Source organism: Comamonas thiooxydans (assembly GCF_000964545.1).
GTDB classification, from domain to species: Bacteria; Pseudomonadota; Gammaproteobacteria; order Burkholderiales; family Burkholderiaceae_C; genus Comamonas; species Comamonas thiooxydans.
The window spans coordinates 110,016-131,816 of sequence record NZ_BBVD01000005.1 but is presented as its reverse complement, the minus strand read 5'-3'; the positions used below and the strand labels follow the sequence as shown (position 1 = coordinate 131,816).

The window sequence follows — 21,801 nt, the reverse complement described above, 5'->3', positions numbered from 1 at the left end:
ATCCTGGGTTCGGAGGAGTCTGCAGGGACTTATGGGCTGTATGAAAATACAGGTTTCATGGTCGGCATCCAGCCGTCTTTTCCCCGAGCATTTTGTGAGCGTCACCGTGACCGCATCCCAGGCCGCCATTCTTCCGCCGCACCGCTTCTACTATCTGCACAACTTCCAGCAGGCGCTGGATTGGCTGGCGCAGCGCTATGGAGATCTGCTCAGTGAGCAGGAGGCTGATTTCATTGCCGACTTTGCGCGCTTGCCGCAGAACTCCAGGGCGCTGCTGGTACGCATGCTGATGCGGCGCGGGCCCTGGTTTCGAGCCAGCAAGCTGGCCTACGAGGAGATTCCGGTGACGGGCGACGCCGCAGCACCTTTGCTGGAGCGTGGCTGGCTCAGTACCACCGAGCCCATGGAGGCGGTCGAACTATTCGGCCTGCACACCAAACCCGAGCTGCTTCAGATCTTGACTGGCTTTGAGCTGTGCTCCTCGATGCGCAAGGCCGAGATGCTGCAACTGTTGGCTGAGAGGCAACCCGAGCCTCGGCCGTATGCCGTCTGGCATCCCGAGGCCGTGGAACCTGTCTGGCGCGTCATGGTGGACGAGCTGGGAGAGCGTCTGCGGCTGATGTTCTTTGGCAATCTCTACCAGGACTGGTCGGAGTTCGTGCTGGCCGACCTCGGTATTTTCCGCTACGAGCCGGTGGCGCTGGATGCTGACTCGCGTGCATTTCAGCGCCGCGAAGATCTGGACTTCTATCTGGAGATATCGGCCCGGCGTCGGGACCTCGACGAAGGCGTGGAGCCGGCACAATTGCTGCCTGCGCTTATTGAAAATCATAGCGAGAACCCATGGCTGGACATGCGCCGGGCCAAGGTTCTGCTGAAGCTTGGCCAGATGTGCGAGAGGCTGCAGGACTGGCCGCTGGCGGCTCAGGCCTACACGGCCAGCTGCTATGCGGGTGCACGCCACCGTCATATTCGCGTGCTGGAGCGCATGCAGCGCTTTGATGAGGCACTGGCCCTTGCCAGCCAGGCGCAAGCCGCGCCTGAAAGCGAGGAGGAGCGCCAGCGCGTGGCGCGCATGCTGCCGCGTCTGAGCCGCAGCCTGGGACTGGGGGCCACGGGGCGCCAGCCAGCTCTGGCCCCGGCCGTGGCGGCCCTGCGCTGCGATGTGCTGCTGGACCGACCCGCCCAGCCCATGGCGGTGGAGTACGCGCTGCAAGCCCATTGGCATAGTGCTGATGCGCCCGTGTTCTATGTGGAGAATGCGTTGGTCAACTCGCTATTCGGTCTGCTGTGCTGGCCCGCCATCTTTGCGCCGCTGCCGGGGGCGTTTTTTCATCCCTTCCAGAGTGGGCCGGCCGATCTGGGAGCACCGGATTTTGTGCTGCGCCGCCAGCCTCTGTTTGATGCCTGTCTGGCCGAGCTGGAGGACGGTTGCTACCGGGCCACGATTCGCCAGCGTTTTGTCGACAAGCAAGGGGTTCAGTCACCGTTTGTGTTCTGGGGCTCATTGACGCAAGAGCTGCTGGAGCTGGCGCTGGATTGCATGCCTGAGGCCCATCTGCGGACTCTGTTCGCGCGGCTGTTGCTGGACCTGAAGGCCAACCGCACCGGCTTTCCCGATCTGGTGCGCTTCTGGCCCCTGCGGTCCGATGCCGGTGCACGCTATGAGCTGGTGGAAGTCAAAGCGCCGGGTGACAAGCTGCAGGACAACCAGATTCGCTGGCTGGCCTACTGCAAGGAGCAGGGCATTCCTGTGCGCGTCTGTCATGTGCAGTGGCGCGACGACGGTGGCACGTCATGAAGCCTGCGCTTAGCGTGGCAGTACGCACGCTGTGCGAGTTCACGGCGCGCGGCGGCGATCTGGATCTGCGCTGTACGCCCGCGCCCAGTGCGCTGGAGGGCATGGAAGGGCATGCCGTGGTGCAGAAACGGCGTGACAAAGTGGGTGGCTACGAGGCGGAGCTGGCGCTCAGCGGCTGGTTCGAAGAGCTGCAGGTTCGCGGTCGGGCCGATGGCTTTGATGCCGTGAAGCAGCAGCTCGAAGAGATCAAGACCTACCGGGGCCGGCTTGACGGCGTGCGTCCCCATCATCGGGCACTGCATTGGGCCCAGGCCAGGGTCTATGGTCATTTGCTGTGTCAGGAGCGCGGTCTTGAGCGGATCAAGCTGGCGCTGGTCTATTTCCAGATCGGCAGCGCAGAGGAGACCGTGCTGGTGGAGGAATGTCCTGCCACCGAACTGCAAGCCTTTTTCGAATCGCAATGTGCCAGCTATCTCGTCTGGGCACGCGGCGAGGCCGCCCACCGTCAGGCGCGTAATGAGGCCATGGTGCAGCTGAGATTTCCCATGCCGGCCTTCAGAGCAGGGCAGCGGGAGCTGGCCGTGGCCGTCTACCGCACGGCCCATGCCAGCGAAGGAGGTCGTTGCCTGATGGTCCAGGCCCCGACCGGTATCGGCAAGACTTTGGCCACGATTTTCCCCTTGCTCAAGAGCATGGGAGCCGTCATGGGCAAGGGGGCCACGGATTCAGCAGGGCTGGACAAGCTGTTCTTTCTCACAGCCAAGGGGACTGGACATGGGCTGGCACTGCACGCACTGTGGCAGCTGCAGCAAGCTTTGTCGGCATCGGCATCGGCATCGGCATCGGCATCGGCATCGGCATCGGCATCGGCATCGGCATCGGCATCGGCATCGGTTGTGCCACTGCGTATCCTGGATATGCAGGCGCGCGACAAGACCTGCGAGCATCCCGACAAGGCCTGCCATGGAGAGTCCTGTCCGTTGGCGCGCGGTTTCTTTGACCGACTGCCTGCGGCCAGGCAGCAGGCGCTGCAACTGCCGCTATGGGATGCGCCATCGTTACGGACTCTGGCCCTGGAACATGGCATCTGCCCCTATTACCTGTCGCAGGAGTTGGCGCGCTGGGCCGATGTAGTGGTGGCCGACTACCACTATTACTACGACAGTGCCTCCATGCTCCATGCGCTGGCCTTGCAACAGGAGTGGCGTGTGGGCGTGCTGGTGGACGAGGCACACAATCTGCTGGAGCGCGCGCGCAGCATGTACACGGCACCGCTGTCCCAGTTTGATCTGGCGCAGGCCCGCCAGGCCGCGACCGGAGCTGTCAAAAAGGCACTCGATGCAATGCAGCGCCAGTGGCAGGCGCTGAACAAGGCCCAGGATCAGGCCAGTTACCAAAGCTACGAGAGCATTCCTGATGCACTGCTGGGTACCGTGCAGCGGGCCGTAGGTGCAATAGCGGATCAGCTGGCTGAGCAGGAGATAGCCGGCCATGCAGCTGCAGTGGGGCAGCCCGCACTTGCCGATGATGCCTTGCTGGGTTTTTACTGGGAGCTGCTGCATTTTCAGGCACTGGCCGATCAGTTCGGGCCGCATGCGCTGTTTGATATTCAACTGGCCACGCCGCCGCAGCGTGCGGGCAGAGTGCGTACGCCGGCATCCACGCTGTGCATTCGCAATGTGGTGCCCGCGCCGCATCTGGCGTCACGCCATGAGGCGGCACAGGCCACGGTGCTGTTTTCGGGCACGCTGAGTCCGCCCCAGTTCTACCGGGACCTGCTGGGACTGCCTGCCGATACTGCCTGGCTGGATGTCCCGTCGCCGTTTGCGGCCCGGCAGCTGCAGGTACATATCGCACGCCATATATCGACACGCTGGCGGGATCGCGAGGCATCGCTGATCCCCATGGCCGAGTTGATCGCGCAGCAATATGCGCGTCAGCCCGGCAACTATCTGTGTTTTCTCAGCAGCTTTGATTATCTGCAGCAATTGGCCGCCACCCTGGAGCGGCTGCAGCCGCAACTGCCGCTGTGGCTGCAGCAGCGTGGCATGGACGAGGCCGGGCGTGCCGAATTCCTGGCCCGCTTTGTCGAGGGTGGTCAGGGCCTGGGGCTGGCCGTGCTGGGCGGGGCATTTTCCGAAGGCGTGGATCTGCCCGGCAGCCGTCTGATCGGTGCTTTTATTGCCACGCTGGGTCTGCCCCAGCTCAATCCTGTCAACGAAGCCATGCAGCGTGCCATGGATCAGGCCATGGGAGTGGGGCTGAGCTATGACTACACCTATCTTTACCCGGGCTTGCGCAAGGTGGTGCAGGCGGCTGGCCGGGTCATACGCGGCGAGAACGATCGTGGCATTCTGGTGCTGATGGACGATCGCTTCGCGCGCGCCGAGGTGCGCGCACTGTTGCCTGCCTGGTGGCAGATCAAAGGGGTCGACCGAGGTTTCTGAACGCATGGTTGCCAGAAACGCTCGCTCACATCTCCGTTTGTAATCCCGCTCGAACGGCTTTCGCCTGCCTTGATACTTGGGGCAAAGGAGAAAAAGGCCATGAATTCCCGCGAAACCTACGACTCTCAAACCCACGCTGAAGGGCAAGAGGGCAGCCAGGGATGGGATGCAATCGATGGGGCGCTGCAGGCGGTTTATGGTGACCAGCAGCCCGCGCATTTCGGGACGCTGATCAAGTTTCGTCTTGGAGGAGAAGAGCCGCTGGACGGCGTCAGCGTCTATCGCAGCGAGCAGGGCGTGCCGCACTGGCACTATGTCAGCTATGGCTTCAGCGACCTGTATGGTGATCTGGACGACAGCTACGACATCGCTCCAGGCAAGCCCAGTGGCTATGGTTTCGAGCTGAGCTTCAGGCTGATGCGTGCCGCCAGCGAGCAGGAGCCGCCTAGTTGGCCTGTTAACTTCTTGCAAAATATTGCTCGATATGTATTTCGCACCGGCAATGTGCTGGCCCCCGGCCACTGGATGACGGCCAGCGGCCCGATCAAGGCCGATGCCGACACGCTGCTGACCGAGATGGGCTTTGTGCAGGATCCCGAGCTGGCGGCCATTCACACGCCCTATGGTGACCTGATGTTTCTGCAGCTGGTGGGGTTGACCAGTGACGAGTTGCGCGAGGTACGCCGCTGGAATGTGCTGGGAGCGCTGCAGTCCCTGCAGAGTTATATGCCGCTGTGGATCACCGATCTGGCCCGGCCCAGTCTGCATGACATGCCCGATATGCAGGCCGCCATCGATGCGGGGGCGGCCAGAGAAGGCTCCAAGACGTGCGTGCTCTACAACGATGTGCTTGGCTTCAGTCATCGCAAGCGTCTGCTGCGCAGTCCCCAGACCGTGATTCGCCTGGGCAGCCTGGGCGTGCGCGATCTCAAGGCCATGCTGCCTGCTCGCCTGCCCCATGGTCGTCCGCTGATTCTGGCAGGCGATGGTTCCACGCTGGAGTTGGTACCTGCCGGCGACAGTGAAGGCGGGATGCTGGACTGGCATAGCGACCATGAACTCAAGCTCAGCCTGACCCAGGCTCAGATGCAGGCCTGGAAGCAGGCCGTCAAGGGACGCGACGGCGAGTACACCGTGCCCGGACTCGATGGTCTGGTCTGGCAGGTCAAGAGCAGTGTGGTGACGGATAGCCAGGGGCGCGTGACCGGCAGGTACGAAGAGCGCTAGGTACCATGCCATGCATCAAGTAGCTGCATACGCTTTGGAGCTAGACGCATCAACTGTTCCAGCTCGGAAAACAAATAGCTTCTAACGCATGCGCTCGTCGGAGAGTCTGCCCGGCAACTGATCCAGCCCTCTGGCAAACCAGCCTATGCGTTCTGTCTCGCGCACATCCAGCTGCGGTACATAGGGTTTGATGTCGAGCACGGGCGTGCCATTCAGCATGTCGTTACCGCGGAAATGCAGCCAGCATCCGTCCATGCCAAGCAGCTCGACAATGGACAGACCAATGCGGTTGGGTCTTGCCGGTGCCCTTGTGGCAAAAACGCCATGGCTGCTGGTGTCCATAAAGGGCACGACTTCCAGCTTTTCCGTGGCCTCATGCAGGTGCGTGAGCAGGATCAGGTATTGAAACTCCTGCACATCGCGCAAGCCTGCGGCAAAAGGTGCAAAAACCTCGATCTTTCCCTCATGCTGCTGGGCAGCCACGGTCTGTATGGGCATGCCCACGGCATGCTTGAACGGGCTGTGTACACGGCCTATGGGCTGCAGAACAATGGATTCGTTCATCAGGGCAGCACCGCCAGCACGACCTGAGAAGCCTTGAACAAGGCCGTAGCCGTCCTGCCCACGGCAAGGCCCAGGTTTTCGGTGCTTTCCTGGGTGACCATGGCCACCACCTGCAGGCCCTGAGCATCTATGGTCACTTCGGCATTCACCGCTCCGGGCTTGATTCGGGTGATCTTGCCGTTGAGCTGGTTGCGCGCCGAGAAGCGCACGCCTTCGCAATTTGTCACCACCATCACGGACGGCGCCTTGACCATGGCGATCACCGTACTGCCGGCCTTCAGGCCCAGGCTGACGGCACTGCCATGCGTGATGGTCGCCACCAGCTCCGCATTGTGCTCGGTACGGATCTGGACCTCATCGGTGACGATGCCGTGGCTGATATGGGAGACACTTCCCTTGAACTGGTTGCGTGCACTGCTTTGCATGAGGGTTTCCTGAAAATACCGGCGGGAAGGAAGCTGAATCTATTCTTATAGCACCCGCGCCTGTGCAGTTAAACGCTGCGCAGGCCACGACTGCTTGGACCTTGCCCATAATACCGACTCTGATTTGGGTGCCTGAGGCCAAGAAATGAGTGATCTGAACATCGTGCAATGCACGCACGAACGCCACGCCGCTGCGATTCTGGACATTTTCAACGATGCCATCGTCAATTCCACGGCGCTCTACGACTACCAGCCGCGCACGACACAAAACATGGTCAGCTGGTTCGATGTCAAGCGTGCAGGCGGCTTCCCCGTCATCGGCATTGAGGATGCGCAAGGCCGGTTGCTGGGCTTTTGCAGCTGGGGAGGTTTTCGCGCCTACCCCGCCTATAAGTACACGGTTGAGCATTCGGTCTATGTCCATCCACAGCACCGGGGCCGAGGTTTGGGGCAGCAATTGATGGAACTGCTGATTGCCGAGGCCAGGCAGCGTGGAGATGTGCATGTGCTCGTCGGTGCCATCGACGCCGCCAACGCGGGCAGCATTGCACTGCACAAGCGGTTGGGTTTCGAGTCCGTGGGCCTGATGCCCCAGGTGGGCTTCAAGTTCGGCCGCTGGCTGGATCTGGCCTTCTACCAGCTCACGCTGCAGACGCCGGAAAACCCGATCGACGGTTGATTTGCTGTCAAATCAGCATCAATCTTTTCGATAAAAGGATTGATGCTTTGGGGTTTCAGCTGTTGGATACATTCTGTGGCAGACTGGCAATGCCTCGCTCTTGCCATCGTCCAGTTCGACCGCAGCTGAAGATTCGGTTTTTTCACTTTTGCCGGAGTGACTACTATGTGGAAACTGGGTCGTGCGCTGTCACGCTTTCGCAAAGAGCTGCTGCTTGCCTGGGCCGTGCTGCGGGACCCGCGTTCGCCCAAGGCGGCCAAGCTGGTCACCGTGCTGGCGGCGCTCTATATCGTCAGCCCCATAGATTTCGTACCCGACAGCATTCCCATTCTGGGATGGCTGGACGATGGCCTGATTGGCTTTTTGCTGCTGCAACTGGCTTTCAGGTTTTTGCCGGCCGAGCTTCTGGCGTCACTGCGCGAACGCGTGGGCACCAAGGCCGGCTAAGTTGCAATCACTACAACCATAGCGACCAGCGCTGATGCATCAGCGCTGGTCGCTTTTTACAAGCCCGCCAGACCTTGGATGCCCAGAAATTGAAACGGTGCCAAGGGCTCGAGTTCTGCAGTGGCATTGCCCGAAGAGGCATGGCTCTGGTCTGCGCCCAGCTCAAGCTTCCTGACCTTGTCGGTTTGCGGGTTGAAGTCCAATGCCTTGAGATTCCCCCAGAGGGCATGGAGCGTGGGGCCGATTCGAAAATACACAATTTGCGCTGGTGCTCTGACACCGTGCTCCAGGAGGGCGAGATATTGGGCTGCTCGCACTTGTCGGTGTCGTAGGGCACGAAGACATTGGGGATCACACGGAATATGCAGGATGACTGCTTTGATTCTCCAACACGATTTCAGTCGTGGCGATGGCAAGCAACTGGCATACTGAACTCTCATGATCGCAAAGCCCTTGTTCTCCTTTTTGCTGCTGGCGCTGACAGGTCTGGCGGGCTGCAACTCTGGCGAAGCCCAAGCACCTCTGAGCAAACAGGCGCAAGCCACGCGCGATGCAGCGCCGGAGCAGGTCTTCAAGGGCGTGCTGGCAGGCCAGCCGGTGTTCCTGTTGGTCCACGATTGCGAGGTCTTTCTTGTGGAGCCTCTGGAAAAAGGCGAAGTCCGCTGGGAAAAAGTACTGGCGCCCGAGCCATACCCGTTTTTCACCTCCTGCCAGCGTCAATCCATCCGCTATGAGGAAGGCGTGCTTCGGGTCACACTGGGACGCATGGCCTTTGGTGCGGGCGGTTGCTGTGCCACGGGTGGTGACTATCGCTCCACGGACGGAAGAAGCTGGAAAAAGACCTCCTGAACCCCTGAGGTCGAAATCAGGGGCAAGTAGATGAATGGTCCGGGAGCTTGGAGGTGCCTTGAGCATTGCCGAACCGGGGGCAGAATGCACGGCGTTGCACAACCGAGATTCAACCGAGGGCTGGCCTTGCCAGCCGGTAGTGACCGTGACAGGGCCGGTTGCAGCGATCAGAGCGTTGTCAATGTCCATGTTTCAGCGGCAAAGCTCAGCTGGTGCGTCAACTTCAGCGCGCGGAGCAGCATGGTGTCGTGCGAAACGATAATTAGCGTGCCCGCGTATTGGCACAACATGCTCTCCAGCGCCTGCAGGGATGGCAGATCCAGGTGGTTGTCGGGTTCGTCCAGCAGCAGCAATTGCGCCGGCTCGTCACGGTAAAGCGTGCAGGCCATGGCGGCCTTGAGGCGTTCACCACCGCTGAGTTGCCCGCTAGGCTGATCGATATGGCGCGCATCCAGCCCGACTTGTGCCAGTCGCATACGTTGCAGCGACTCGGGCGTGCGCGGACTGGCGGCCAGTAACTGGCTCAGCACGGGTGATTCGGCTTGCAACAGACTCTGGTGCTGGTCCAGCATTGCAAACGGCGTTTTCAGGCAGCACTCGCCCGTCAGCGGTTGCAACTGCCCAGCCAGCAGTTGCAACAGCATGGACTTGCCGCAGCCATTGGGGCCGCTAACGGCCATGCGCTGACCGGCACGCAGCACCAGGTTCAGAGGAGGGTGCGGCTCAACATGGGGCAGTTGCACATCACGCAGCTCGGCAACGATGCGGTCTCCCTGGCTCCTCGGCTCTTGAGGCGCATGCCAGTGGATGCCGTCGGCCTGCCAGTCCACCTGGCGCTGCAGTGCCTCGGCGGCCTCGCGCACGCTTTGGTTCAGGGCTTCGCGCGTTGAGGCCTGCTGGGTGGTCAGCTTGCCGCCCGAACTCTGGGCGCGTTCCTTGCTTGCGTCCAGCAGAATCTTGGCCTGGTTGCCGTTCTTTCCCTGCTTTTCACCACGTGCCTGCCTGCGACTCTGGCGTTCCTGCTGCGTGCGCAAGGCTTGCTCGGCGCGGCTGCGTTCCAGCTTGAGGCGGGCCAGCTCGTCTTGTGCATTCTGGCTTTTCTGGCGCTGGACTTCTCTATAGAAAGAGTAGTTTCCTCCATAGATGTTGATTGCGCTGGGGGTCAGTTCCGCAACGGAGTCCATGACCTCCAGCAAGACTCTGTCATGGCTGATCAGCAGCAGGCCGCTGCTCCATTGCTGCAGTTGCTGCGCCAGGGCAGAGCGGCTGGCAGCGTCCAGATGATTGCTGGGCTCGTCCAGAATCAGAAAGTCGGCCTGGGACAGTTGTGCACCCAGCAGCGCCACGCGCATGGCCTGGCCGCCACTGAGCTGGCTGGCAGGTGTTTGCGGTGCCAGCGGAGGCAGGCCGATCCGTTCGAGCTGCATCTGAAACTGCTGACGTATGTCCCAGCGCTCGGCTAGCAGTTCGTAGTCGCTGGCTTCGCAGCTGCCTTGCTCAATACGCTCCAGTGCCAGCAGCGTGTCGCTCAGGCCTGCCAGTGCAGCGATGCTCAGATCTGGACGGGATGCCAGAGGGTTTTGCGGCAGATAGTGAATGCGACCCGCACACGTTACGCCGCCGCAGCCGGGAGGCAGCTCGCCAGCCAGAATGCGGGCCAGTACGGTTTTGCCCACGCCATTGCGGCCCACCAGCGCCGTGCGCTGTGAGCCGAAGCTGCAGCAAAGATTGGAAAAGAGCGGCCGCCCATTGGGCAGTGTGTAGGAGACGCCATGCAGCGTCAGGCGAGCTTCTGTCATAGAACCATGCGATGGGTTGATGCCTAACATCCCCAGGCTGCACATGTGGACGGCAGCGATTGGGAGGAGGGGAGGTGGCCGTCAATCAGACGGCGGCATCAATGGCGCATGGGTGAAGAGCCTCGTTGGAAGGTTGAAGTGGTCGATTTTAGGCAGTGCGGCGCGGAGGTCAAGCAAGGCGTGGCGTGGATGCCGCTGCCTGATTGCCGAACTTCGCCAGCACCGCCAGCACGCTGGCGACCGCAGGGTTCAGCGTTGGCAATTGGCGATGGGCGATGGCCATGGGTCGCATCAAGGTGGGTGACAGGTGCCGTATCTGCACGCTGCTCTGTTGTTGCTGCTCTTCCATGGCCTCCAGCGGCAGCAGGGCTGCAGCCTGACCGGCTGCCGCCAGGCTTTTGAGCGCCTCGGTATAGGTCAGCGCAATGAACGGGCGAGGACTCAGTCCTGCCTGACCGAACCAGCCGGCAATCAGTCCATGCATCTGCGTGGCGGACGCAAAGCAGGCCCAGGGGCGACTTGCCAGCCATTCGGGGCTGACCCGTTCGGGGACCTCCCAGGCGGCAGGCAATAGTGCCACCATGGGATCGTTACGCCAGGGCGTGAGCATGATCTCGGCGCTCTCCGCCTGCGGGCTGGCGACCAGGCCGATATCGAGAGTTCCGGCCTTGAGGCGCTGCATGGAGTCGGCTGAGCCCACAGCCTCCAGCTTGATGTCAATGCCCGGGCTGTGACGGCTGAGGGCGTCGAGCATCAGCGGAAACAGCCGAATATTGACCCCGGCCGATACGCCTACCTTGACCAGCCCAGCGCGGCCGCTGGCGTGACGCTGCACCTGATCGATCAGGTCGTCGCCGGCCTCGAGCAGCTTGCGTCCTTTCTGCACCAGCACCTGGCCGGCCGATGTCAGCTCCGCCTGGCGCCTGCCGCGCAGCAACAGCGTGGCGTTCATGCGTGCCTCCAACTCCTTGATATGCAGGCTGACCGTGGGTGGTGCCAGATGCAGCGCCTGGGCTGCTGCGGCAAAGGTGCCGAGATCGGCGATGGCAATCAGCGTCTGCAGCTGATCGAGGTTCAGGTTCCGCATGGACTTTAAGTCAGATTTTCTGAACTGAATGGTCAGATCATTCAACTTTACAGATGTTTGGCCGCCAAAGACTATTGGTCGACCATGAAAAATCATCGAATTGAAGACCGCGGCGCGGGATATGACGCATTGGATGGCGGGGCTGCAGCTGCGCCCACACACAGGCTTGAAGCGGCAGGGCCCGGGGAGGCCCGCGCATGGCGCTGGCTGGCACAAGTCCGGAATTGGCTGGAGCGCGCCGAGGCGCGAGTAGGGGCGGGCTTCAGAGTGCCACCCAATGGAGGGTGAGGAGGAGGCTGGCATTCTCGGGGATCGATTACTCCTGGCTGCTGTGTGGCATGCTTCTCAGGCGATCTCAGCTTCTGCATATCGGCTGCTTTTCAGCACCAGGCCAGCGCTATATTTGTGGACCGCTGTTTTGCAGAGTCCTTGAGAGCCTATGTTGCTGAAGCAAATTGAATCCGTCGTGCTGTTTGTCCAAGATATTGATGCCACTGCTATCTGGTATGCCGAATTGTTTCAGACCGAGGTGCAATATGAGAATCATCACTACGCTTTTATCCGGACACCGGGTTGCCTGATTGGTTTCCATCCGCAGGACAGTAAGTGTCCGGGGGGAGCCGGCGGGGCGACAGTCTATTGGGAGGTAGCTGATCTGCAGGATGCGATACGGAGACTTGAACAAAGAGGGGCAGTTTTGTACCGAGGTCCTATTGTCACAAGCCTTGGTGCAACTGCGGCAATGCTGCTTGACCCCTTTGGCTGCACCATAGGGCTGAATCAGTCACACCCTCATTCGGAGCAAGCGCTCCAGACACTGCCAAGCGTCAGCCAGTAGCCGAAGCCGATGCCTGGTGAATGAGTCAGTCAATGTCGAGCCATGCACCGATTTGAAGCCTTTCACGAGGCTTCTGGATACCAAGATCAAATGTCAGAATTCCGATGTTGTTGACTTTTGCATCAAGGGGGATCGATGCGTGCACTGGCAGAACTTTTGGAGCGCGACGAGCCGGCCTTGTCGCTGATACAAGCCTGGGCGCAGGATGCGAGCATTCCTGTCGAATGTCTTCCTCCGTCGGCTCAGAGAGACTCGGTGTTGCTTGCTTTGCAGGTCACGACACGCTCGCCGCTGGGGGCCATGGCTCATGGAGCCGGTGGAATTCTCATCGACGGGGGCTGGCTCAGAATGCTGGGCTCGGGGCATCCCAGGCTCACACGCGATCTCGCGGCGTGGAATCGCGCGCGTAGCAGCGGATTTTTGCTGATTGCCGACGATGCGGTGGGTGGATTCTTTGCCATCAATGGCGGGGCCTTGGGCGAAGATCTGGGGGCTGTCCATTACCTGGCTCCGGACACCTGGGCCTGGGAATCGCTGGAGATGGGGCATACGGCTTTTGTGCAATGGGCTTTCACAGGTGGGCTGCGCGACTTCTACCGTGATTTACGTTGGGAAGGCTGGGAAGCCGAGGTGGCCGGCATGGGGAATGATGCTTGCATGAGCTTCTATCCCTTTCTCTTCACGGAGCAGGGCTCCGTACATTCGAGTGCGCGCAAGCCGGTACCGGCAGCAGAACACTATGCATTCATGAGCAAGAGTGGTTAGAGAGAGCCGGCCTGAGCCAAGACAATGGAGGAGACGTCAGTGGATGTACCGCTTTCTCCGCCTGCGTGCGACCGGCTCAAGCGGCTATCAGCGCTTTTTCCGTGTCGCAACCTCTTGGCGTGCTGTCGCCATTTCAACCAATTGGGCAATCGTGTTGATATTTCTGGCCGTACCTTGGGCAGCTGCTGCAATCCTGAGCTTGGAACTGCCCATTCCTGCACCATAAGCCACATAGATCTCTCGCCGTCCCAACTGAAGTTGTTCGTCCTTGCGGCCTTTGATCTGGGTCAGCGCGTCTGTTGGTGGTGCTTCATCGAGAAAGATGGCAACAGTGCGGTTGCCCGGGGATTCGGGAAAGGGGTTGTTGGCCAGCACCTCCATCATCTCCCGGGCCGTGCGCACGATGACATCCACGGGCTTACCCGCATAACTGGCCAGGCGTCGCTCCAATGTCGACTTGAGCTGCTGCTCGGTGCAATCTGCATCCAGCACCACATTGCCGCTGGCAATATAGGTCTGTACCTGCGCAAACCCTTCGGCCTCGCACATGGACTTCAACTCCGCCATGGGGAGTTTGCCGGTTCCGCCGACATTGACGGCCCGCAGCAGAGCTACATAGATGGGCATGACTGATAAATGGAGCGGATCTCGAAGGGGCAGGCGGAGAAATCCCGTACGATGTGACGGAGCACCAAGGCGCAAAGAGGATGCTAGCGTATCGCAACAGCCCGCGAGATTAGGTTTGTCTGGATGGAGAGGATTCAGGAGGACTTGCAGTCCACAATGGATCAGGCTGAGATGGATTTGTCCTTCCACGAGACAGAAATTCCACAGCAGCACCAACCGTGCTTGGCTTGGGGCAAAGCCCGAGTCATTGCACGGATTGCTGCTGCATTTCACAGAATTCGCCCAGGCTCAGGCTGCCCTTGTGTCCCCCGCCGGGATTGGCCTGAGCGCTTGTCAGTTCGGATAGAGGCTTGCCGTTTGCCTGGACTCGATTGCCTGCTCGAGACTGGTGCCAGAAACGGCCTGCGCGGTAGACGGTGCAGGACTGCCTTGTGTTGAAGCATCCGGCCCATAGTGGTTGCGGCGCTCATCTGCGGTCATGGATTGCGGGCATTTCGAACCCGTGATCTCCAGTGCCACGCGAGCGGCGGGATCCATGCAGTCCATTGCCAGCGAGGCTGCCTTCATGCCCTTGTTCCAGAGCTCACGGCTCATTTTCAGGCGTTTGCAATGCTCGTCCGTCCAGGTTGTGCCGAAGCTCACGCCAAAGCCAGGGCCGTTGGCACTGCCGCTGCTGCTGCCCATGCAGGTGTCATTGCTGGTCGTGAGATTGGGGCCGTTCACGCTGGGAACGTTCTTCACGGTGTAAGTACCGCTGTACTCGACGATGTTCCTGGATGTCCCGGATACCGTGCTGTTCAGATTCTGGGTAGTGGTTCCGCTGGTCGTTATGTTTTGATCCGAGCTTGAAGTCGACCTGCTTTCGATGCTGGATACCGATCGACTGTCCGCCGCAGCAACCGGATTGACGATGGTGATGGACTGATTCTGTTGTGCTCCCACTGCGGAAGAGCTGGAGAGGCTTTGTGCACTGCTATCGGCATTCTGCGCAAAACTGCACAGAGGGACACAAAGGCTTAGCAAGGCTATTGAGGCTTTCATGCTGTTTCTCCTTTGTCCCCGAGTCTTGACTTGGGAGGCCGCAACCCGGGGGCAATACAACTGAGTTCGCGGAGCTTATCTAGTTGGCGGCCGAGTTCGCCCATCCATAAGCATTGCCCGAAGTTCCGCCACCATTGGAGCCTCCGAAGGCTGTACCCAGGCTGAAGCCGGTAGTTGTCGCGTTGCCAACGGAGGAGGCGCCAGAGTTATTGCTGGTCGAGGTTCCTCCCGGCCCCGAGATCGCCTGCGAGTTCGCTCCAAAGTAGGAGTTGGTATGGGCAGTGCTGTTCACCACCGCAATGCCATTGCCGATGGACGCGGTTCCAGCCACATTGTTGGTGCTCGAGTTTGCATAGCCTCCGGCGCCACCGCTGACCAGCTTGCCGGGAGCTTGGCCGAGGTAATTGCTACCTACGTCCGAATGTGCGTTGGCATTGGTGGTTCCGTAGCCGCCGGCAACGCCGCCCCCGCTGGTCGCGGCAAGACTGGTGACGGTTCCTGTGGTGGAGGCGCTTCCTCCGACACTCGATTGGCCCGAGGCCACAGGCCCCCAGGAGCCGGTGGTGCCGGTGCTGGTTCCAAAGCCGCTTGCTTGAGCGCTGGCCGTCGCACTATTGAAGCTCACAGCGCTGCCCGTGCCGGAGCTGGCAGCCGAGGAATAAGTTCCTGAGGACGCATTGGTCCCTGTGTTGGTTGCAGCAGATGCCACACCAGCCAAGGCAGCAACCGCCATGACAATCAAAGACTTTTTCATGATCATTCCTTTGAATAGCGAGTTCTCAGACCACGGGGATGAATTCAGGCGAAAGACCATTTGTCATTGCACAATGATCAATGCCAACCGGAGTTGCGCTTTGGCTTCGCAGATGCCTGTTCCAAAACGTTCTTTCGGTTAATGGCAGTTTCAATAAGCCGGAGGAAAACAGAAATACCTTGTTTGGGCACGAAATAGGATTCTGTTGATCTGCTATCGTTATTTGTGCAATTTATTGGAATTCAGAACTGCATTGCTATCAACAATGAAGCGAAATCAGATGATTCCATTATTGTTTTTAAGTGTAATTTTCAAAACAATATAATTGTCTATATTGAGATTGCTGTATACGAATATTTTCCGAGAAGAAAGCAATCTTGTTCTTCTCGACTTTTAATACCAATATTCAGTGGTTTTTAATTGTAAATAATGTACTGTCCAATTCGATTGAATAGTATTTCATGGATTCATTACCATTTTTTTTGAGTTTTCGTAGAAGCTGAAAGACGGACACTCAGGAATGGTGCCTGTGGTTTGCCATGTCCGATTTCGGGACGAACCTAATCCGGCCCCGATTCTTGTTGCAAGCCAATGGGCGGCAATGCGGTTGATCCTCGGCAGGTTCAAGATATCGCCGCGATTTGTTGGCAGTCGTTTCAAGGCCATCCCTCGTAGATGTGAGCGACGGGAATTTCTGTCCCGATCGCCCGCCAGAGCTTTAGGCCCTTATCAAGCCTTTCTCACTCTCACTGGCAACCCTTGCCTGACCACTGCCCCCGATACCCAGTCGATCCAGACATTGTCCTTTGCAGGTCGGGTCGGATCGGCAAAGCCCAGAGCATTGAGATTCACGCCATTGCCGTGCTGTGGGTTGGCATGGGTGGGCTGGCCGTCAACCTTGTGGGCCATGGTACCCAGTTGCTTGTGACCGTAGCCGTGCTCAATGGCGATCGCACCGGGCGCAATACCCGCGCGTACCAAGGCCACGCCTTGGAGTTTGCCGCCGGGGGTGCTGAGTTCGATGTGGTCGCCATTGGCGATGCCCAGCTTTGCAGCGTCGGCCTTGTTGATGCTCACTGGATTGTGTGGGTGCACCTGGCGCAGGCGTGAGGCGGCGATGGACATGCTGCTCATCAGGTTTGACTTGTAGCTGGTCATGGTCAGCGGCCAGTCTTGTTCGGAAAACACTTGGCGCATGTCCGAGCCGTCGGCCAGGCGCGTGGGGTACCAGGTGGGGCAGCCGCTGTAGCGCTCGCCGGTCATGGAGTGGCGCATCCTGGACAGACCTTCGTGCCAGAAAGTGGCCGGGAACTTGGCCTGCAGCTTGAGCTGGTCGTCCGTCCATGCGTCTTCAACCTTGTCGAAGCGGCCGCCACGGCTCATGACCATGGCGACGCGGCGTACTTCTTCGGGGGCGACACGCTGTTCCAACGATGGCATCCATTTCTCGAGGCCGGTGATTTCTATGTCGTCATCGCTGGCTTCGGGTACAGGCTTGCCCGCCTGATAGGCGATATTGCACATGCCGCGCAGGTAGAAGTCTTCGGCGTTTTCCAGGTCCAGCAGCTCGCCTTGCTTGGTGCTCATCGCATTCTTGCCAAAACCTGGCAGACCCAATTGCTTGGCCACGGCAAAGATGAAGGTCTCAAAGCTGATGGCTTGGCCGTCTGCCGTTTTGGCCGTGGCGGCTTCTACCGTGGGCCAGCGCACTGTGCTGCTCTTGGCTACGACGTCGGCCCAGGGCGCGCCAATGCCCCAGCTCTCATAGGTGACAGTGTCTGGCACGATGTAGTCGGCCAGAGCAGAGGTCTCGTTGATGAAGGGGTCCACCGAGACAAACAGCGGTAGCTTTTTCACGTCCTTGACCGAGTCTGCCAGCGCATTCTCGAAGCCGCACATGGCGTAGATGGGGTTGCTGATGTGGTTGATCCAGGCCTTGACCGGGTAGGGGTAGCCCAGCATGCCGGCGGCCAGCATCTCGCTGGAAAGGCCGCCAGGCGCGGGGTACCAGGGCGCCTTGGCGGGATAGGGGTTCTGGCCCGCCTCCTTTTTGCGCTTGAATTCGCTGGTCTTTTCGTAAGGGAAGCGCGTGCGCGACAGGGCCACACCCCGGGGTTTGACTGCGCCTTCAAACTGCGCAAAGTTGTATTTCGGTCCCGGGCCAAAGGGGCCGAACGGGCCGGCATCCATGACCCAGCCGCCGCGCACATTGAGGTTGCCGATGAGGTTGTTGAGCATGGCAATGGCATAGGCTGTGTAAAAGCCCGAGCCATTCATGGTGCCGCCGTGCGAGTTGGCCACGGCCTGTTTGCCATGGCTGGTGAATTCGCGCGCCAACTCCTCGATCTCCTTGACCGGCACGCCGCACATAGCTGCGTATTCCTCCAGCGTCTTCCTGCGCGCTTCGGCGCGCAGCTTGACAAAGGCGGTGCAGACGGCCATAGGCGCAGGCTCTTCGGTGGCGCCGACAGCCTTGATGGGTGTGAATTCGCGCTCGGCAACCAGCTCGGCAGGCTGGGCCACGGTATGGGCGGCCAGGCTGCCATCGTTCAGCTGCACCACATATACATCTTCGGCGGGTGTTTTTTCGTCGATAGGATCTGGCATGGGCAGACCAATATCTGCGCCGCGCAGGAACTGGCCGTAGCGCGGATGCTTGGGCTCGTTGACCAGCAAGTGGGTGGCGTTGCTCCAGCTGGCTTCGCCAACGCTAGCCATGGCTGCGGGGCCGGGCTGGGTCAGAAACTGCTTGTCGTAGCGCTCGTTGTCGATGATCCAGCGGATCAGGCCCATGGCCAGTGCCAGGTCGCTGCCGGGTTTGACGGGCAGCCAGCGGTTGTTGTCACCTGCCGCATGACTGGACGAAGTGGGCAGCATGGGCGAGACCACCACGTATCGATAGGTGTTCTCGCCGCGCGAGCGGGCTTCGGCCAGCTCGCGGCCCACGCGCTGGAACGGGTTGCCAGACTGAGCCGGCGAGGTGCCGATGAACAGGCCAAATCGCGAGCTCTTCCAGTCCGGCTTGCCGTGGGGCATGCCGGCCATGTCGCCCAGTGCCGCGCCCGTGCCTACCCGGTAGGTCTGGCCGCAGTAAGAGCCGTGGTTGGACACGTTGATGGTGCCGAACGATTGTTTGGCAAAGCGGTTAACCAGCGGAGTACGGCCTTCGTTGGCGGCCTCCGTCACCAGCAATTGGTTGGACTTGGGGCCGTATTCGGGATTGGCTTCATCGATCAGCGTGTTGACGTCGCGGATGGCGCGCAGGCCGTCCACATGGCCTTCGCCGAAGAGATCGCCGCCTTCGCAGATTTCCTGAACCAGCTCTTCGAGCGTGATGCTCTTCCACTGGCCGGAGCCGCGTGGACCGACGCGCTTGAGCGGCTTGAGAACACGGTGCGGTGCTTTTTGGTGCTCGAGCATGGCCGAGCCGCGGGCGCAACTGGTGGCACGTCCTTCCAGACCGTTGTCACCGCCCAGCATGGCATAGACCTCGCGAACCGGTGTTTCCATGGGGGCGGGGTGGGTGGTGGCCAGGGGGTGATAAGGGTTGCCAGCGATACGGATGATACGGTTGTCGGCAGTATCGACGCGCACACGCACGCCGCACTGTGTCCAGCAGCCCAGACACGAGGAGGGGCTGACCACCTGGCCGGGCTGGGTCGTCAGCTTGCCGCTGACGGGGTCTATACGGAATTCGGGCGTCAGCGAGTTGCCGCGCGTGGCACTTTGGGTGGCTTTGCCCGAGCTGCCGGTGATCAGCCCTTTGGCTCCCTTGGCCACGGTTTCGCCATAGCCTGCGGCAAAAGCTGCCAGACCGCCTGCGACGGCGCCGCCGCGCAGCAGCATGCGGCGGCGGTTGGCATCGGTGCGATCGGCCTCGACGTCTTGTGATTGTCCAGGGGAGAGTTTCTTGTCAGTCATTGTCTTGCCCTTTGTGTGAGGGAAGGGCAAGCGCTGCAGCGTTTCTATAGTGTTGAGAGCTGCTGGCGCCTGCTGGTATTGCGTTAGATGTGTACTTGGCTTGGTTTTTAGGCAGCGCTGGCGGGCTTGCGGGCCGGGAGCAGCTCCAGCGCCCAGGTGGTCAGCGCAACCAGTGCCACGCACAGGCCTGCCATGCCCAGCATGCCCATCAGGCCTTCACCGCCCAGAGGCATGCTGTACAGATACAGGCCGGCTCCAAACTTGGGTACGCCCTGCACGCCCATGAACAGTGCCCAGCGGAAGGCCCATGCCGACGCCGCCAGGCCGGTGCCCAGCACCAGGGTGTAGCCCTTGGCTGCCAGACGATGCTCGCCGCGCAGCAGGGCCATCACCACGGCTGCTCCAAACACGGCCGAGCCCAGCATGGAGACGCGCCATACAGGGAACTCTTTGAACAGGCGCACAGCCATGTCGAATGAAGGACTCTGGCCCGCGATGCCGGCAATTCCCCAGGTCAGGGCGCTGGCAATCAGGCCGGTGGCCAGCCACAGGCCCAGATTGCGCAGCCCTTGCAGGGCTGCCGCATCGGGCTGCAAGGATCGGGGCAGAAAGCGGTAGAGCACAAAGCCCATGCCCACGGTGGCCAGCCAGCCGCTGAGTGTCAGATTGATCGGTACCCACAGCGTGTTCCACAGCGGGCGCGATCGGATGACCATTATTTCGGCGCCCGTGTAGACCACGATGCTGAGCGTGGACAGCACCAGTACAGGCACCAGCAGGCGCATCAACCGCTGCTTGCCCAGCCACCACAGCGCGCACATCAACACGCACAGCCCGACAAACGTGGGCATGAGCACGGCACCCAGGCTCATCCACGACCAGGGCGTGAGGTGGGCATAGAAATGCCAGAAGCGTGCAGGCTGGTGCAGGTCGGCCAGCAGGGCCACCGGCGCGGCAATCGCACTCATGGCCAGCACCAGCACCGCTGTGGGCAGCAGGCGCTGGAGCAAGCCTTGGGCCGGCCCGAACGCACAGGCCGAAGTCAGCAGTGCGGCCCCCGTGGCCATGCCGACCAGAAAGAAGTACTGCACGGCCCATGGCAACCATGCCGCTTCGTAGGCCGGGGTCAAGAGTTCAATGATTTGCATGATGGCACTCCTTTCACAGATGTTCGGCAACAAGGCGAACCGTGGCCTGACCATCGACACCGTTCACAAACTCATCGGGCAGACCGATGTAGAAGACGTGCGGCTTGGTCTTCATGCCCGGCTTGAGGACCTTGATATCGTCCTTGTGAGCATTGATGCGCTGGTTGATTTCGCTGTGCGCGTCGTTCAGATCGCCAATCACGCGCGCGCCACCCACGCAGCTTTCCACGCAGGCGGGCAGCAGACCGGCTTCCAGGCGGTGTTCGCAGAAGGTGCATTTGTCGGCAGTCTGCGTTTCGTGATTGATGAAGCGCGCGTCGTAGGGGCAGGCCTGCACGCAATAGCCGCAGCCCACGCAGCGCTCGTTATCGACAAGAACGATCCCGTCGGTGCGTTGAAATGTGGCTTGCACCGGGCAGACGGGCACGCAAGGCGGTTCGTCGCAGTGGTTGCATAGCCGCGGCAGACTGACCATGGCGGCAGCCGTGTCGCCGGCCTGGTCGATTTCGTATTGCAGCACCGTGGTGCGGAACTGGCCGATGGGGGGCTGGTTTTCGACCGAGCAGCTCACTGTGCAGGCCTGGCAGCCAATGCATTTGCGCATATCGACCAGCATGCCGAAGCGCTTGCCTTGCATGCCGGGTCGGCGCAGGGGCTGGAAGCTGGGGTCGCCGGGCAGCGCTGCGCGGGCGCTGCCCGCAACACCGAGGCTGGCGGCCATGGCAATCAAATCCTGCAAAAAACCGCGCTTGGTGGGCGCAGTCACTGCCTGCTGAGGTGCCTGGGTAATGGATGGAGTGCTGCAGGTGCAGGCCGAACTGCTGGTTGCGCAGTCGGAGAGTTCTCGTTTCTGAAGTGGCATGGCCCTTCCTTTCATCGTCGCACTGGCACCAGAAAGCCCTGATGCTTTAAACATAAAAGAGTATTAAATTAATATCTTTTATGCCTAAATGACTATATGAAAGTTGCCGTTTGTGACACTTGATTTGAGTCAAGTCTTCGCTTGCTGAAGAGTTTTTTTGAATGGAACTCCCGCAAGCAGATGACTTGTTGCCGAGCATGCAGCCACTTTATTAATGAACTGTTAAGCAATCAGTGTGTTGCCGTATGTAATCCGCTTTGCTTGGCGGCAGATGCTGGAGATCAAGCTATGCATGCACGGCATGCCTGAGCTCAGGCTGAGGTCGCTCTGCTGCGCCAACGTAAAGGCTGCTGCAGCAAACAGATTGGTTTGGAGCCTTGAACGGCTTTATATTCCTTGACATGAGGCAGTTTCGCTGCTGTCCGACAGTGCCGCAGGCCCGCGAGTTTCTTGTAGGCGGTGCGTTTTCTGTAAGATGTTCACATGCTGCAGGTTTTATGAGCGGCCGGCCCTGATGCTT

The 21,801-nt window shown here is 60.3% G+C and carries 19 protein-coding genes; 8 read left to right on the top strand and 11 right to left on the bottom strand.

Annotated features, from left to right (window positions below; all coding sequences use genetic code 11):
* Positions 1 to 40 precede the first annotated feature (40 nt).
* The 3 genes from Cth01_RS08175 to Cth01_RS08165 all read left to right on the top strand — a co-directional run bounded on the left by Cth01_RS08175 (position 41) and on the right by Cth01_RS08165 (position 5,475).
* Complete coding sequence (locus Cth01_RS08175; RefSeq protein WP_082085645.1) at positions 41 to 1,801, top strand: VRR-NUC domain-containing protein; 1,761 nt, start codon at positions 41 to 43, stop codon at positions 1,799 to 1,801.
* Positions 1,798 to 4,248 (top strand): ATP-dependent DNA helicase, encoded by a 2,451-nt coding sequence (locus Cth01_RS08170; RefSeq protein ID WP_045838919.1) that lies wholly within the window; start codon positions 1,798 to 1,800, stop codon positions 4,246 to 4,248. Before Cth01_RS08175 ends, Cth01_RS08170 begins: the two co-directional genes overlap by 4 nt.
* 99 nt (positions 4,249 to 4,347) lie before the next feature.
* Positions 4,348 to 5,475: a suppressor of fused domain protein gene (locus Cth01_RS08165; RefSeq protein WP_034384066.1), complete on the top strand. Its 1,128-nt coding sequence runs from the start codon at positions 4,348 to 4,350 to the stop codon at positions 5,473 to 5,475.
* A gap of 81 nt (positions 5,476 to 5,556) precedes the next feature.
* On the opposite strand, the gene tsaA is transcribed toward Cth01_RS08165, so the two are convergent.
* Together tsaA and Cth01_RS08155 are read right to left on the bottom strand one after the other, a co-directional pair.
* On the bottom strand, positions 5,557 to 6,039 hold the full coding sequence (gene tsaA / locus Cth01_RS08160; RefSeq protein WP_034384069.1) for a tRNA (N6-threonylcarbamoyladenosine(37)-N6)-methyltransferase TrmO: 483 nt from the start codon (positions 6,037 to 6,039) through the stop codon (positions 5,557 to 5,559).
* Positions 6,039 to 6,464: a TOBE domain-containing protein gene (locus Cth01_RS08155; RefSeq protein ID WP_034384072.1), complete on the bottom strand. Its 426-nt coding sequence runs from the start codon at positions 6,462 to 6,464 to the stop codon at positions 6,039 to 6,041. The genes tsaA and Cth01_RS08155 overlap by 1 nt, the downstream gene beginning before the upstream one ends.
* A gap of 145 nt (positions 6,465 to 6,609) precedes the next feature.
* On the opposite strand from Cth01_RS08155, the gene Cth01_RS08150 reads away from it, so the two are divergent.
* Both Cth01_RS08150 and Cth01_RS08145 read left to right on the top strand, forming a co-directional pair.
* Complete coding sequence (locus tag Cth01_RS08150) at positions 6,610 to 7,143, top strand: GNAT family N-acetyltransferase (RefSeq protein WP_034395324.1); 534 nt, start codon at positions 6,610 to 6,612, stop codon at positions 7,141 to 7,143.
* Between the two features lie 165 nt (positions 7,144 to 7,308).
* Entirely contained in the window at positions 7,309 to 7,590 is a 282-nt protein-coding gene (locus Cth01_RS08145) for a YkvA family protein (RefSeq protein ID WP_034384078.1), read from the top strand.
* Between the two features lie 56 nt (positions 7,591 to 7,646).
* Here the strand turns inward: Cth01_RS08145 and Cth01_RS08140 are convergent, their stop codons facing one another.
* On the bottom strand, positions 7,647 to 7,847 hold the full coding sequence (locus Cth01_RS08140) for a hypothetical protein (protein ID WP_034384081.1): 201 nt from the start codon (positions 7,845 to 7,847) through the stop codon (positions 7,647 to 7,649).
* Between the two features lie 181 nt (positions 7,848 to 8,028).
* On the opposite strand from Cth01_RS08140, the gene Cth01_RS08135 reads away from it, so the two are divergent.
* A complete protein-coding gene (locus Cth01_RS08135; protein WP_034352538.1) occupies positions 8,029 to 8,439 on the top strand; it encodes a hypothetical protein in 411 nt (136 codons plus the stop codon).
* 167 nt (positions 8,440 to 8,606) lie between these two features.
* Here Cth01_RS08135 and Cth01_RS08130 read toward each other — a convergent pair whose 3' ends face one another.
* Together Cth01_RS08130 and Cth01_RS08125 are read right to left on the bottom strand one after the other, a co-directional pair.
* A complete protein-coding gene (locus tag Cth01_RS08130; protein WP_045838918.1) occupies positions 8,607 to 10,238 on the bottom strand; it encodes an ATP-binding cassette domain-containing protein in 1,632 nt (543 codons plus the stop codon).
* Between the two features lie 169 nt (positions 10,239 to 10,407).
* Complete coding sequence (locus Cth01_RS08125) at positions 10,408 to 11,325, bottom strand: LysR family transcriptional regulator (protein ID WP_034352546.1); 918 nt, start codon at positions 11,323 to 11,325, stop codon at positions 10,408 to 10,410.
* Positions 11,326 to 11,764: 439 nt separating this feature from the next.
* On the opposite strand from Cth01_RS08125, the gene Cth01_RS08120 reads away from it, so the two are divergent.
* Entirely contained in the window at positions 11,765 to 12,163 is a 399-nt protein-coding gene (locus Cth01_RS08120) for a VOC family protein (RefSeq protein WP_045838917.1), read from the top strand.
* 135 nt (positions 12,164 to 12,298) lie between these two features.
* Positions 12,299 to 12,928 (top strand): DUF2625 domain-containing protein, encoded by a 630-nt coding sequence (locus Cth01_RS08115; protein ID WP_045838916.1) that lies wholly within the window; start codon positions 12,299 to 12,301, stop codon positions 12,926 to 12,928.
* An 87-nt stretch (positions 12,929 to 13,015) separates the two neighbouring features.
* Here Cth01_RS08115 and Cth01_RS08110 read toward each other — a convergent pair whose 3' ends face one another.
* From Cth01_RS08110 to dsrO, 6 genes are all read right to left on the bottom strand, one after another.
* Complete coding sequence (locus Cth01_RS08110; protein ID WP_045838915.1) at positions 13,016 to 13,555, bottom strand: DUF1697 domain-containing protein; 540 nt, start codon at positions 13,553 to 13,555, stop codon at positions 13,016 to 13,018.
* 333 nt (positions 13,556 to 13,888) lie between these two features.
* Entirely contained in the window at positions 13,889 to 14,596 is a 708-nt protein-coding gene (locus Cth01_RS24125) for a hypothetical protein (protein WP_174447041.1), read from the bottom strand.
* A gap of 79 nt (positions 14,597 to 14,675) precedes the next feature.
* Positions 14,676 to 15,350 carry a hypothetical protein gene (locus tag Cth01_RS08100; RefSeq protein WP_034384266.1) on the bottom strand — a complete coding sequence of 225 codons (675 nt, stop codon included), beginning with the start codon at positions 15,348 to 15,350 and terminating at the stop codon, positions 14,676 to 14,678.
* A 729-nt stretch (positions 15,351 to 16,079) separates the two neighbouring features.
* Positions 16,080 to 19,271, bottom strand: coding sequence for a tetrathionate reductase subunit A (locus tag Cth01_RS08095; protein WP_045838914.1), 3,192 nt, complete (start codon positions 19,269 to 19,271; stop codon positions 16,080 to 16,082).
* A gap of 107 nt (positions 19,272 to 19,378) precedes the next feature.
* Positions 19,379 to 20,419: an NrfD/PsrC family molybdoenzyme membrane anchor subunit gene (nrfD, locus tag Cth01_RS08090; protein WP_045838913.1), complete on the bottom strand. Its 1,041-nt coding sequence runs from the start codon at positions 20,417 to 20,419 to the stop codon at positions 19,379 to 19,381.
* A 13-nt stretch (positions 20,420 to 20,432) separates the two neighbouring features.
* The gene (gene dsrO / locus Cth01_RS08085) at positions 20,433 to 21,281 is read right to left on the bottom strand and encodes a sulfate reduction electron transfer complex DsrMKJOP subunit DsrO (RefSeq protein ID WP_034355836.1); all 849 of its coding nucleotides are present in this window, start codon (positions 21,279 to 21,281) and stop codon (positions 20,433 to 20,435) included.
* Between the last annotated feature and the right edge of the window lie 520 nt (positions 21,282 to 21,801).